Source organism: Kitasatospora sp. CB02891 (genome assembly GCF_002803145.1).
Taxonomy (GTDB): domain Bacteria; phylum Actinomycetota; class Actinomycetes; order Streptomycetales; family Streptomycetaceae; genus Kitasatospora; species Kitasatospora griseola.
The window spans coordinates 1-13,533 of the sequence record NZ_NNBO01000021.1 but is presented as its reverse complement, the minus strand read 5'-3'; the positions used below and the strand labels follow the sequence as shown (position 1 = coordinate 13,533).

The following is a 13,533-nucleotide window of genomic DNA, read 5'->3' as shown; positions in this document are numbered from 1 at the left end:
CGGCCAGCAGCTTGCGCAGCTCCGCGGGCTCCGCGCCGCGCCCGGGGCCCTGGCGCCGGCCACCGGCCCGCGAGGGGGGCGCCGACCGCGTGCCGCGCGCAGCGGCCGTCGTGGTACCGGACACGTCCTTGGTCGCCGAACTCAACGGGGCCCTCCCAGGTCCTCACTGTCACCGCGGCGGAAGGGCCGGCGAACGGCCCGTCGATTCCCCGCCGTCCCCTCGACCGTACTGCGGTGGGCGACGGCACACGGACCCCCCAGTGTGACAGCACTGGCACCCGGTGTCGGACCGGTTGCGGAGGGTTTCCCCGGGCGACCAGGGGAACGACCGGGGAAAGTCGTGAAGGAAATCACCCCCAGGGGCTTGTTTCAGCGCCCCGCCCCCGCGGGGTACCAACCGGAAAGTAGGGTGGAGGGCCGCACGTGCCGAGGCGACCCCCGCCCCGGCCCGCCGCAGGACCTCATCCACCCGCCGTACCAGCAGCAGAGGAGACGTGGCCGTGGTCACCGCGCGCGCAGCCGCCACCTTCGAACCGGTCGACCGGTCGGCCGCCGCGGCCCGCGGCTTCGTCCGGGACGCCCTGCTCGGGTGGGACCTGCCCGAGGTGGTGGACGACGCCGTGGTGCTGGTCAGCGAACTCGTCACGAACGCCGTGGTGCACGCCGGGACGGCCGCCGAGGTGGCCTGCCTGCGCGAGGAGGAGACCGTCCGGATCGAGGTCAGCGACCGGCACCCGGAGCGCGGCCAGGACTCCTTCGCCAATGTGACGCTCAACTCGGACCGGTACGCCGACCCGGACGGCGAGGGCGGCCGCGGTCTGCTGATGTGCTCGGCGCTGTCCAGCAGCTGGGGCGTCGAGTACGCGGCCGGCCGGAAGACCGTGTGGTTCCGCCTCACCCTGCCCGAGCAGCAGCCCGGCACGCGGTACGCGCTGCCCAGCCTGCCCGGCGGCGAACTGCCCGCCGCGGACGGGCTGGTGCGGGTCGCCGTCGTCCAGCTCGACGACCACGGCCGGATCCGGCACTGGAACGCCGACGCCGAATCGCTCTTCCACCGCCCCGCCGACGCCGTGTTCGGCCGCCCCTGGGCGGAGCTCGCCGTCTGGCCGCACACCCCCGGCCTCGGGCTCGGCGACACCCTGCGGCTGGCCCGCTGGGAGGGCAGCTACACGGTGCGCGGCGGCGACGGCTCCGCCCGCGAGGTGTACGGCACCCACGTCCGGCTGCGCGACAGCGAGGGCGCGCCGATCGTGCTGTGCCTGCTGGTGCGCGAGTCCGACCGGGCGGTGCTGCGCACCCCGGGCACCGCCGCCGCGTCCACCGAGGCCGTCACCACCGCCGTCGAACCGCTCGACCTGCTGGTCGGCCCGGTCTCCCCCGACGACCTGTCCAGCCTGCTGCAGCGGATCGTCGAACGGGCCCGCGACCTGCTCGACGCGGACGCCGCCTACCTGATGCTCACCAGCGAGGACGAGACCGAGTTCGAACTGCGCGCCGCCACCGGCCTGGCCGGCCCGGCCCGCCGCTTCGCCCGGCTGCCGATCGACGGCGGCGCCGGCCGCTTCGACTCGGCCCGGCTCCCGGCCGTCCACGAGGACCTGGCGGTGCGGCCCGGCGCCGCGCCGCTGCTGGCCGGCACCGACCTGCGCTCGCTGATCACCGTCCCGCTGAAGGTCGAGGGCCGGCTGACCGGCTCGCTCGGGGTGGCCGCCGCCCCGCCCGGCCGCTACGACAACGAGGACGCGCTGCGCCTGCAGTTCGCCGCCGACCGGATCGCGCTGGCCCTGGAGAGCGCCCGGCTCGGCGAGTTGGAGCGGCTGCGGCGCGGCTCGCTGTCCTTCCTGGTGGAGGCCTCCGACCTGCTCGCGGGCACCCTGGAACACGAGCAGACGCTCGCCCTGATGGCGCAGATGGCGATCCCCACCCTGGCGTCCTGGTGCGCCGTCTACACCACCGCGGACGCCGCCGCGGGCGCCGAACTCGCCTTCGTGCTGCACGAGGACGAGGACCGGATCGACGCGCTGCGCGCCCTGCTCGACAAGTCCCCCGCCCCGGAGGCGGAGTTCAGCCCCGGGGCCTGCCCGTGGACGGCGCCGGCCGACACCGCCCGCGCCCTGGGCCTGGCCGACAGCCCCGAACTGGCCGGCCTGCTCGGCGAGACGGTGGTGCTGCCGCTGTCCGCCCGCAACCGGGTGATCGGCCTGCTGGTGCTCGGCACCCGGCGCGGCGTCCGGTTCCGCCAGGAGATCCTGGAACTCGGCGAGGACCTGTCCCGCCGGGCCGCCCTGGCGCTCGACAACTCCCGCCTCTACTCGGAGCGCACCGCCACCTCGCAGGCCTTCCAGCGCGCCCTGCTGCCGCCGGAGCTGCCGAAGATCCCCGGCGTCGAGGTCGAGGTGTTCTACCAGGCCGCGGGCGAGGGCAACGAGGTCGGCGGCGACTTCTACGACCTGTTCCCGATCCGCGAGGGCACCTACGGCTTCGCCATCGGCGACGTCTGCGGCACCGGCCCCGAGGCCGCCTCGGTCACCGGCCTGGCCCGCAACTCGCTGCGCCTGCTGGCCCGCGAGGGCCTGAGCGCCCCGCAGGTCCTCACCCGGCTGAACGCGGCGATCCTCGACGAGGGCAGCCGGGCCCGCTTCCTCACCCTGCTCTACGGCGAGTTGACGCCCCGCGAGGACGGCTCGACCGCGCTGTCGCTGGTCTGCGCCGGCCACCCGCTGCCGCTGCGGCTGCGCACCGACGGGCAGGTCGACCAGGCCGCCTCGCCGCAGCCGCTGCTCGGCGTGATGGACGAACTCGATCTGACCGCCGAGGAGTTGGTGCTCGCCCCGGGCGAGGTGCTGCTGTGCGTGACGGACGGCGTCACCGAACGCCGGGAGGGCCGCCGGATGCTCGGCGACGACGGCCTGATCGAGGTGCTGACCGGCTGCGCGGGCCTCACCGCGGGCGCCGTCGCCGCCCGGGTGCACCGCGCGGTGGAGCGCTTCGCACCCGAGCCGCCGTCCGACGACATGGCGATCCTGACCTTGCGCATTCCGACCCAGCGGCTCAACTAGTCACGGTTTGCTCACACTTGCTCGCTCAGGGCGGTTCACAAGGGTACAAGTCCCGGGGGCCGGGTAGACCGTAGGCGCCGGGGGCTTCCACCCCGGAGGGCATCGACCGGTGGCTGAGCCGCCGGTTCTCTCATCTCGCCGCAGCCGCCGCACCCTTCTTCGGTGCGCCCACGACCCGGCACCCGGCACCATCTCGCACGCCCCACCCTTCACCGCGATCTCGCCATGCCCTGGCGCAGAGTGAAAGGAGCCTCCGGTGAGCAATGACGCCTCCGGGGCGAACGCCCGATCCGCTGACGCGGGTCCGCTCGGTTACCTGGCCCTCGGTCTCACCCTCCTCGCGTACGGCCTGCTCGGCACCGGTGTCCTCAGCGGCACCACCACCGGCGGCGCCTCCGCGCTGGCCCACCTGGTCGGCGGGGTGACGCTGTTCGTCGCCGGCCTGTGGCAGTTCCGCGGCGGCGACCGCTTCAGCGGCACCGCTTTCACCGCCCTCGGCGCCTTCTGGGCGACCTGGGCGGCGGCCGGCCCGGCGGGCCGGCACACCGCGGGCCTGTTCCTGCTGCTGTGGGCGCTGCTCGCGCTCACCCTGACCGCCGCCGCCTGGGGCTCCGGCCTGCTCGCCCGTGCGGTGTACGGCCTGCTGACCCTCGCCCTGGTGCTCAACGCCGTCGGCGTCCTCAGCGGCTCCGGCGGCTGGGGCAAGGTCGGCAGCTGGTTCGCCGCCCTGGCCGGCCTGGCCGCCTGGTACTGGGCCACCGCCACCCTCACCGGCGGACGCTGGGGCCGGGTGGCACTCCCGGTCAAGTAACCGCCGCAGTCCCCGAGGCCCGGACGCCACCCCCACGGCGCCCGGGCTTCGGCATGCCTGCGCCCGTTCGCGTCTCCGCTGGTCAACGCCCTTGCGCAATCCTTTACTTGACGGTCCGTCGGATCATCAGTTCTATAGTGCTAGGAAGCTAGATAAATGAGGTTGCGGTGATCGAGTTCCACATCGAGCCCCGGTCCGGTGTCGCCCCCTACCTGCAACTGGTCCACCAAGTGCGGCAGGCCCTCCGACTGGGCCTGCTCCACCAGGGCGACCGGCTGCCGAAGGTCAAGGACGTCGCGGCGAAGGTCGCGATCAACCCCAACACCGTGCTCAAGGCCTACCGCCAACTGGAGAACGAGGGCCTGGTCTCCCCCAAGCCCGGCGTCGGCACCTTCGTCACCGGCACCCTCGGCGACCCCGCCACGTCCGAACACGAGCCGCTGCGGCAGGAGTTGCGCCGCTGGCTGGCCTCGGCGCGGGCCGCCGGACTGGACCAGGAGTCCATCGAGGCCCTCTTCCAGCAGACCTTCCGAACCACCGTCGAAGAGGAGCGATGACCGCGATCGTCGAAACCCGGGCGCTGACCAAGCGCTACGGCCGCCGCACCGCGCTGGCCGACTGCACCCTGACCGTCCCCGCCGGACGCGTCGTCGGGCTGGTCGGCCCCAACGGCGCCGGCAAGTCCACCCTGCTGCAGCTCGCCTGCGGCCTGCTCACCCCCACCAGCGGCGCCGTCGAGGTGTTCGGCCGGCCCCCGGCCGCCGACAGCGCCCAGCTCGCCCGGGTCGGCTTCGTCGCCCAGGACACCCCGACCTACGCCACCCTGACCGTCGCCGACCACCTGCGCCTCGGCGCCCGCCTCAACCCCCACTGGGACGCCGCACTAGCCGATCGCCGCGTCCGGCAACTCGGCCTCGACCCCGCCCAGCGGGCCGGCCGCCTCTCCGGCGGCCAACGCGCCCAGCTCGCCCTCACCCTCGCCGTCGCCAAACGGCCCGAACTGCTGCTGCTGGACGAGCCGGTGGCCGCCCTCGACCCACTGGCCCGACGCGCCTTCCTGCAGAGCCTGATGGAGTTCGTCGCCGAATCCGAGTCGCAGGCCACCGTGGTGCTCTCCTCCCACCTGGTCTCCGACCTGGAACGGGTCTGCGACCACCTGATCGTGCTGGCCGACTCCCGCGTCCGGGCCGACGGCGAGATCGACGATCTGCTCGCCACCCACTTCCGGCTCACCACCGCCCGCCGCGACGCCGACACCCTGCCGGCCGGCATGCGGGTCGTGCACGCCGAACACACCGAACGCCAGAGCACCTTCGTGGTCCGCGCCGACGCCGCCGTCGACGACCCGTCCTGGGTGATGGACCCGATCGGCCTGGAGGACCTCGTCCTCGCCCACCTCGAACCCTCTGCCGACTCCCGACCCGCCCTGGAGCCCCAGCGATGACCTGGCTGACCTGGCGTCAGTTCCGCGCCCAGTTCCTGGCGGCCGCGGCCGTACTCGTCGCCGCCACCGCGTACCTGCTGATCTCCGGCCTGGACCTGCGGGACAAGTACCACGACCTGACGGCCGGCTGCCCCGACGGCGGCTGCGCCGACGGCAGCCAGCTGCTCGACACCTACGTCTTCCCCTACTGGACCGGCAGCGCCCTGGTCCTGCTGGTGCCCGCCCTGATCGGGGCGTTCTGGGGCGCGCCGCTGATCGCCCGCGAACTGGAGACCGGCACCTACCGGCTGATCTGGAACCAGGGCATCGGCCGCGGCCGCTGGCTGACCGTCAAACTGCTGCTGGTCGGCGTCACCGCGGTGACCGTCACCGGGCTGCTCAGCCTGCTGGTGACCTGGTTCGCCTCCCCGCTGGACCACCTCAACCGCGACCGCTTCACCCCGCTGCTGTTCGCCTCCCGCGGCATCGTCCCGCTCGGCTACGCCGCGTTCGCGGTCGCCCTCGGCAGCTGCCTCGGCCTGTTCCTGCGCCGCACCGTCGCCGCGATGGCCGTCACCCTGGCCGTCTTCGCCGCCGTCCAGGTGCTCGTCCCGCTCGCCGTCCGCCCGCACCTCGAACAGCCCGTGCACAGCGTGGTCGCACTGGACGCCGCCACCCTGAGGTCCACCAGGATGCTCGGCTTCACCGGCTCCCACGGGCCGTCCGCCACCTTCGTCGCCGGCCTCGCCGTGCCCGACGCGTGGATGCTCTCCGACAGTTCGCCGATCCGCGACAGCTCCGAACGCGTCCTCACCTTCGGCACCCAGCCGTGCGCGAACAACAGCCACGACGTCCCGTCCGAGGACTGCCTCGCCCACGCGAACCTGCACGTCGCCATCGACTACCAACCCGCCGACCGCTACTGGCCGTTCCAGTGGATCGAGACCGCGATCTTCCTCGCCCTCACCGCTGCCCTGACCGCTCTCACCACCTGGGGCCTGCACCGCCGCCTCGGCTGATCGACATTCAGGTGCGGCCGAAGCCAACGCAACTGGCTTCGGCCGCACCGTCACCTTACGGCCACCACACCACCCGGTCGGGTGGCGGGTGATCCCGCAATCCCCTCCCGTCCCACCTGCCGATTGCTACTGTCTCCGATCGGAGGAGACGCATGGGCCAGTGGCAGGTGAGCACGGAGGCGCTCGTCGCATGCCGTTTTGCCTTCTCGCCGCTGGTCGAGACCGTCGCCACCCTCGGCATCCTCACCGAGATCCGGCCCGAACCCTGGCGCCGCGCCTGGCTCGCCACCCACCGGCCCGCATTCCAGCAGCACCTCGCCACCGCGCCCCACCTCGACGACTGGCTGCGCGCCCGGACGGCCGCCCGCTGGCCCACCGAGTTCCGGCTGCCCCCGCCCGACCCCGACGCCGCCCCGCACGGACTCGACCTCACCGGGCTCGGCCTGGCCCCCGCGCTCGCCGAACTCCTCGACTGGACCTGGCAGCACGTCGTCCACCCCGAGTGGCCGGCCCGCCTGCGCACCCTCCGCGCCGACGCCACCGCCCGCCGCCGCCTCGCCGACCACCACGGCTGGCCCGCCGCCCTCCCCGCGCTCGGCCCCCGGCACCGCTGGCTGTCCACCGGTCGGCTCCAGCTCACCGTCCCCGACGAGCCCGCGGACGCCGAACTGCTCTTCGTCCCCACCGGCGCCCGCCACGGCTGGATCGCCCAGGACACCACCCGCGTCGCCGTGATCTACCCGATCTCCGCCGCGCCCGTCCCCACCCCGCGCACCCCGCCCGCCAGCCTCGGCCGCCTGCTCGGCAGCGCCCGGGCCGAACTGCTCGCCGGCCTCGACCGCCCGCGCGACACCGTCCAGCTCGCCACCCTCACCGGCCTCAGCCCCGCCGCCGTCGGCGACCACCTCACCGTCCTGCTCGACGCCCGACTGGTCTCCCACGCCCGTTCCGGCGCCGCCGGCCGCTACTACCGCACCGCCCTCGCCGAAGCCCTGCTCTCCGCCCAGCCCGGCTGAACCCGTCTGAACCCCGTCGCCCTCAGCTCTGCACGGCGCTGGGCTCCCGCTCCTCCGGACGCGCCGTCGCGGAATCCCCCGGCTCCGGCCGACGCCACCCCGTCAGCACCGCCTGCAGCAGGTACACCGTCAGCAGTATCGCCAGCGCCACCACCCCGTCCGCCCAGAAGTGGTTGGCCGTCACCACCACCACCCACACCGTCACCAGCGGATGCAGCACCATCAGCCACCGCCACGGCCCGCGTGCGACGGCGATCACCGCCACTGCCGTGATCACGCACCACGCCACGTGCACCGAAGGCATCGCCGACAGCTGGTCCGCCACCACCCCCGCGACCGCGTTGCCGTACACCGACTGCCCGTACTGTGCCGCCAGGTCCACGAACCCGTTCCCCGGCAGCATCCGCGGCGGCGCCACCGGAATGAACTGGACCAGCAGACACACCGCCGTGGTCGCCACCACCGTCGTCCGCACCCACGCGTACCGCTCACGGTGCCGCAGGAACAGCCACAGCAGCACGACCAGCATCACGCCGAAGTGCATCGTCGCGTAGTAGTAGTTCGCCGCCTGCACCAGCCACGGATGCCCCACCACGGCCTGCTGCCAGGACGCCTCGTCCGGCAACCCCAGATCCAGCTCCGTCCGGTGGATCCACGCCGCCCGGTCCAGCGCATTGTCCGTCCCCATCAACGACAGGTGCCCGACCACCTGCCACAGCGCGAACAGCGCCAGCAGCGTCCCCGCCTCCCGCAGCACGTCCGCCGCGACCCGCCCCCTCCGCTGCCCACTGCCGGCCCGGCTCGCAGCGACCCGCCCGGCGGCGAACGCCGCCCCGTACAGTGCCGCGGAGGCAGCGGCCGAGGTTTGCCAGGTCAAAGTCAGGTTCTGCATTGGCGAAGGGTATCCGGAAATTTCCGGTCCGGAAACGCGAAGAAGCCCCCTGACATCCCGTCAGGGGGCTTCTTCTGAAGAATTGTTCGGCGGCGTCCTACTCTCCCACAGGGTCCCCCCTGCAGTACCATCGGCGCTGTGAGGCTTAGCTTCCGGGTTCGGAATGTAACCGGGCGTTTCCCTCACGCTATGACCACCGAAACACTATGAAACTGTCGAACCGGAACCCGACCCGATCAACGGGGCGGGGTTCTGTTCGTGGTTTCAGAACCAACACAGTGGACGCGAGCAACTGAGGACAAGCCCTCGGCCTATTAGTACCGGTCAACTCCACCCCTCACAGGGCTTCCATATCCGGCCTATCAACCCAGTCGTCTACTGGGAGCCTTACCCTCTCAAGGAGGTGGGAGTGCTCATCTCGAAGCAGGCTTCCCGCTTAGATGCTTTCAGCGGTTATCCCTCCCGAACGTAGCCAACCAGCCATGCCCTTGGCAGGACAACTGGCACACCAGAGGTTCGTCCGTCCCGGTCCTCTCGTACTAGGGACAGCCCTTCTCAACACTCCTACGCGCACAGCGGATAGGGACCGAACTGTCTCACGACGTTCTAAACCCAGCTCGCGTACCGCTTTAATGGGCGAACAGCCCAACCCTTGGGACCTACTCCAGCCCCAGGATGCGACGAGCCGACATCGAGGTGCCAAACCATCCCGTCGATATGGACTCTTGGGGAAGATCAGCCTGTTATCCCCGGGGTACCTTTTATCCGTTGAGCGACGGCGCTTCCACAAGCCACCGCCGGATCACTAGTCCCTACTTTCGTACCTGCTCGACCCGTCAGTCTCACAGTCAAGCTCCCTTGTGCACTTACACTCAACACCTGATTGCCAACCAGGCTGAGGGAACCTTTGGGCGCCTCCGTTACTCTTTAGGAGGCAACCGCCCCAGTTAAACTACCCACCAGACACTGTCCCTGATCCGGATCACGGACCCAGGTTAGACATCCAGCACGACCAGAGTGGTATTTCAACGGCGACTCCACCATGACTGGCGTCACGGCTTCAAAGTCTCCCACCTATCCTACACAAGCCGAACCGAACACCAATATCAAGCTATAGTAAAGGTCCCGGGGTCTTTCCGTCCTGCTGCGCGAAACGAGCATCTTTACTCGTAATGCAATTTCACCGGGCCTGTGGTTGAGACAGTCGAGAAGTCGTTACGCCATTCGTGCAGGTCGGAACTTACCCGACAAGGAATTTCGCTACCTTAGGATGGTTATAGTTACCACCGCCGTTTACTGGCGCTTAAGTTCTCAGCTTCGCCCGACCGAAATCGGACTAACCGGTCCCCTTAACGTTCCAGCACCGGGCAGGCGTCAGTCCGTATACATCGCCTTACGGCTTCGCACGGACCTGTGTTTTTAGTAAACAGTCGCTTCTCGCTGGTCTCTGCGGCCACCACCAGCTCAGGGAGCAAGTCCCATCACCAGCAATGGCCCCCCTTCTCCCGAAGTTACGGGGGCATTTTGCCGAGTTCCTTAACCACAGTTCACCCGAACGCCTCGGTATTCTCTACCTGACCACCTGAGTCGGTTTGGGGTACGGGCCGCCATGAAACTCGCTAGAGGCTTTTCTCGACAGCATAGGATCATCCACTTCACCACAATCGGCTCGGCATCAGGTCTCAGACTTGATGTGACGCGGATTTGCCTACGCAACGTCCTACACCCTTACCCCGGGACTACCACCGCCCGGGCTGGACTACCTTCCTGCGTCACCCCATCGCTCACCTACTACCCCGTTGGGTCACCGGCTCCACCACGTCCCATTGTCCGAAGACTCCGGGCCGGCTTCACGGGCTTAGCATCAAGAGGTTCAGCGTTGGCGCTTCAAAGCGGGTACGGGAATATCAACCCGTTGTCCATCGACTACGCCTGTCGGCCTCGCCTTAGGTCCCGACTTACCCTGGGCAGATCAGCTTGACCCAGGAACCCTTGGTCAATCGGCGCAAGAGTTTCCCACTCTTGTATCGCTACTCATGCCTGCATTCTCACTCGTGAACCGTCCACAACTCGATTCCTCGGCTGCTTCACCCGGCACACGACGCTCCCCTACCCATCACAGCCTCCGTTGGGAGTATTGCTGCAATGACACGACTTCGGTGATGTGCTTGAGCCCCGCTACATTGTCGGCGCGGAATCACTTGACCAGTGAGCTATTACGCACTCTTTCAAGGGTGGCTGCTTCTAAGCCAACCTCCTGGTTGTCTCTGCGACTCCACATCCTTTCCCACTTAGCACACGCTTAGGGACCTTAGTCGGTGTTCTGGGCTGTTTCCCTCTCGACCATGGAGCTTATCCCCCACAGTCTCACTGCCGTGCTCTCACTTACCGGCATTCGGAGTTTGGCTAAGGTCAGTAACCCGGTGAGGCCCATCGCCTATCCAGTGCTCTACCTCCGGCAAGAAACACACGACGCTGCACCTAAATGCATTTCGGGGAGAACCAGCTATCACGGAGTTTGATTGGCCTTTCACCCCTAACCACAGGTCATCCCCCAGGTTTTCAACCCTGGTGGGTTCGGTCCTCCACACGGTCTTACCCGCGCTTCAACCTGCCCATGGCTAGATCACTCCGCTTCGGGTCTTGGGCATGCAACTCAAACGCCCTGTTCGGACTCGCTTTCGCTACGGCTACCCCACACGGGTTAACCTCGCTACACACCGCAAACTCGCAGGCTCATTCTTCAAAAGGCACGCAGTCACAGCCCGAAGGCTGCCCCCACGGCTTGTAGGCACACGGTTTCAGGTACTATTTCACTCCGCTCCCGCGGTACTTTTCACCATTCCCTCACGGTACTATCCGCTATCGGTCACCAGGGAATATTTAGGCTTAGCGGGTGGTCCCGCCAGATTCACACGGGATTTCTCGGGCCCCGTGCTACTTGGGAGAAGCTCAAGCGAGCCGTACAGATTTCGTCTACGGGGGTCTTACCCTCTACGCCGGACCTTTCGCATGTCCTTCGACTACCCATACGGTTTCTGACTCGCCCAGCCGCCGGCAGACGACTGAAGAACTTTCCCACAACCCCAACATGGCAACCCCTGCCGGGTCTCACACCATGCCGGTTTGGCCTCATCCGGTTTCGCTCGCCACTACTCCCGGAATCACGGTTGTTTTCTCTTCCTGCGGGTACTGAGATGTTTCACTTCCCCGCGTTCCCTCCACACTGCCTATGTGTTCAGCAGCGGGTGACAGCCCATGACGACTGCCGGGTTTCCCCATTCGGACACCCCCGGATCAAAGCTCGGTTGACAGCTCCCCGGGGCCTATCGCGGCCTCCCACGTCCTTCATCGGTTCCTGGTGCCAAGGCATCCACCGTGCGCCCTTAAAAACTTGGCCACAGATGCTCGCGTCCACTGTGCAGTTCTCAAACAACGACCAGACACCCAAACTCGGCAACCCCAACAGGGGCGCCTCGCATGAGGCCGGCATCCCAGAAGAAACGATCACTCGTTCCCTCAGGACCCAACAACGTGCCCGACACACCGACTCCGAACCGCGTTCCACGCCCCCGAGGGGCAGTACTGGCAGTCATCACCGTGTGTGCCGAATAGTCAACGTTCCACCCATGAGCAACCAATCCGAGACGTTCGCTCGGATCTGGCTATGTGCTCCTTAGAAAGGAGGTGATCCAGCCGCACCTTCCGGTACGGCTACCTTGTTACGACTTCGTCCCAATCGCTGGTCCCACCTTCGACGGCTCCTCCCCTTACGGGTTAGGCCACCGGCTTCGGGTGTTACCGACTTTCGTGACGTGACGGGCGGTGTGTACAAGGCCCGGGAACGTATTCACCGCAGCATGCTGATCTGCGATTACTAGCAACTCCAACTTCATGGGGTCGAGTTGCAGACCCCAATCCGAACTGAGACCGGCTTTTTGGGATTCGCTCCGCCTCACGGCATCGCAGCCCTTTGTACCGGCCATTGTAGCACGTGTGCAGCCCAAGACATAAGGGGCATGATGATTTGACGTCGTCCCCACCTTCCTCCGAGTTGACCCCGGCAGTCTCCTGTGAGTCCCCGACATTACTCGCTGGCAACACAGAACAAGGGTTGCGCTCGTTGCGGGACTTAACCCAACATCTCACGACACGAGCTGACGACAACCATGCACCACCTGTACACCGACCACAAGGGGGCGCCCATCTCTGGACGTTTCCGGCGTATGTCAAGCCTTGGTAAGGTTCTTCGCGTTGCGTCGAATTAAGCCACATGCTCCGCTGCTTGTGCGGGCCCCCGTCAATTCCTTTGAGTTTTAGCCTTGCGGCCGTACTCCCCAGGCGGGGAACTTAATGCGTTAGCTGCGGCACCGACGACGTGGAATGTCGCCAACACCTAGTTCCCAACGTTTACGGCGTGGACTACCAGGGTATCTAATCCTGTTCGCTCCCCACGCTTTCGCTCCTCAGCGTCAGTAATGGCCCAGAGATCCGCCTTCGCCACCGGTGTTCCTCCTGATATCTGCGCATTTCACCGCTACACCAGGAATTCCGATCTCCCCTACCACACTCTAGCCTGCCCGTATCGAATGCAGACCCGGGGTTAAGCCCCGGGCTTTCACATCCGACGCGACAGGCCGCCTACGAGCTCTTTACGCCCAATAATTCCGGACAACGCTCGCACCCTACGTATTACCGCGGCTGCTGGCACGTAGTTAGCCGGTGCTTCTTCTGCAGGTACCGTCACTTGCGCTTCTTCCCTGCTGAAAGAGGTTTACAACCCGAAGGCCGTCATCCCTCACGCGGCGTCGCTGCATCAGGCTTTCGCCCATTGTGCAATATTCCCCACTGCTGCCTCCCGTAGGAGTCTGGGCCGTGTCTCAGTCCCAGTGTGGCCGGTCGCCCTCTCAGGCCGGCTACCCGTCGTCGCCTTGGTAGGCCATTACCCCACCAACAAGCTGATAGGCCGCGGGATCATCCTGCACCGCCGGAGCTTTCCACCCACTCCCATGCAGGAGCAGGTCATATCCGGTATTAGACCTCGTTTCCAAGGCTTGTCCCAGAGTGCAGGGCAGATTTCCCACGTGTTACTCACCCGTTCGCCACTGATCCACCCCGAAGGGCTTCACCGTTCGACTTGCATGTGTTAAGCACGCCGCCAGCGTTCGTCCTGAGCCAGGATCAAACTCTCCGTGAATGCTTCCACGAAAGAGCGGCACAGCAACCACCGGAATAGGGCGGTCCTGCGCACTGCGTCCTCGCTAGTGATACTTCATAAAGGAATCTCCAACCGATCCAGAGGACCGGCCGGGG

Annotated in this window: 7 protein-coding genes and 3 rRNA genes; 6 read left to right on the top strand and 4 right to left on the bottom strand. The window is 67.6% G+C overall.

What is annotated here, in order from left to right; translation table 11 throughout:
• Window positions 1–500: 500 nt before the first annotated feature.
• From CG736_RS32705 to CG736_RS32680, 6 genes are all read left to right on the top strand, one after another.
• Window positions 501–3,059, top strand: a complete 2,559-nt coding sequence (locus CG736_RS32705) for a SpoIIE family protein phosphatase (protein WP_100589829.1) — start codon at window positions 501–503, stop codon at window positions 3,057–3,059.
• A gap of 256 nt (window positions 3,060–3,315) precedes the next feature.
• Window positions 3,316–3,870, top strand: coding sequence for a GPR1/FUN34/YaaH family transporter (locus CG736_RS32700; protein ID WP_100589757.1), 555 nt, complete (start codon window positions 3,316–3,318; stop codon window positions 3,868–3,870).
• A 167-nt stretch (window positions 3,871–4,037) separates the two neighbouring features.
• The gene (locus CG736_RS32695; protein WP_043909742.1) at window positions 4,038–4,427 is read left to right on the top strand and encodes a GntR family transcriptional regulator; all 390 of its coding nucleotides are present in this window, start codon (window positions 4,038–4,040) and stop codon (window positions 4,425–4,427) included.
• Window positions 4,424–5,314: an ABC transporter ATP-binding protein gene (locus tag CG736_RS32690; protein ID WP_100589756.1), complete on the top strand. Its 891-nt coding sequence runs from the start codon at window positions 4,424–4,426 to the stop codon at window positions 5,312–5,314. Before CG736_RS32695 ends, CG736_RS32690 begins: the two co-directional genes overlap by 4 nt.
• Window positions 5,311–6,312, top strand: coding sequence for an ABC transporter permease subunit (locus tag CG736_RS32685; RefSeq protein WP_100589755.1), 1,002 nt, complete (start codon window positions 5,311–5,313; stop codon window positions 6,310–6,312). The genes CG736_RS32690 and CG736_RS32685 overlap by 4 nt, the downstream gene beginning before the upstream one ends.
• 152 nt (window positions 6,313–6,464) lie before the next feature.
• Window positions 6,465–7,328, top strand: a complete 864-nt coding sequence (locus tag CG736_RS32680; RefSeq protein WP_100589754.1) for a winged helix-turn-helix domain-containing protein — start codon at window positions 6,465–6,467, stop codon at window positions 7,326–7,328.
• A 22-nt stretch (window positions 7,329–7,350) separates the two neighbouring features.
• On the opposite strand, the gene CG736_RS32675 is transcribed toward CG736_RS32680, so the two are convergent.
• The 4 genes from CG736_RS32675 to CG736_RS32660 all read right to left on the bottom strand — a co-directional run bounded on the left by CG736_RS32675 (window position 7,351) and on the right by CG736_RS32660 (window position 13,417).
• Entirely contained in the window at window positions 7,351–8,205 is an 855-nt protein-coding gene (locus CG736_RS32675) for a phosphatase PAP2 family protein (RefSeq protein ID WP_232734335.1), read from the bottom strand.
• Between the two features lie 99 nt (window positions 8,206–8,304).
• Window positions 8,305–8,421, bottom strand: a 5S ribosomal RNA gene (gene rrf, locus CG736_RS32670).
• 93 nt (window positions 8,422–8,514) lie between these two features.
• Window positions 8,515–11,620: ribosomal RNA gene (locus tag CG736_RS32665) — 23S ribosomal RNA — on the bottom strand.
• A 280-nt stretch (window positions 11,621–11,900) separates the two neighbouring features.
• Window positions 11,901–13,417: ribosomal RNA gene (locus tag CG736_RS32660) — 16S ribosomal RNA — on the bottom strand.
• Together the 16S, 23S and 5S rRNA genes form the textbook arrangement of a ribosomal RNA operon.
• Window positions 13,418–13,533: the final 116 nt, after the last annotated feature.

Bases quoted from the DNA above. Each gene is read 5' to 3' on its own strand.
- CG736_RS32690 (WP_100589756.1), top strand. From the start codon at position 4,424: ATGACCGCGATCGTCGAAACCCGGGCGCTGACCAAGCGCTACGGCCGC.
- CG736_RS32685 (WP_100589755.1), top strand. From the start codon at position 5,311: ATGACCTGGCTGACCTGGCGTCAGTTCCGCGCCCAGTTCCTGGCGGCC.
- CG736_RS32680 (WP_100589754.1), top strand. From the start codon at position 6,465: ATGGGCCAGTGGCAGGTGAGCACGGAGGCGCTCGTCGCATGCCGTTTT.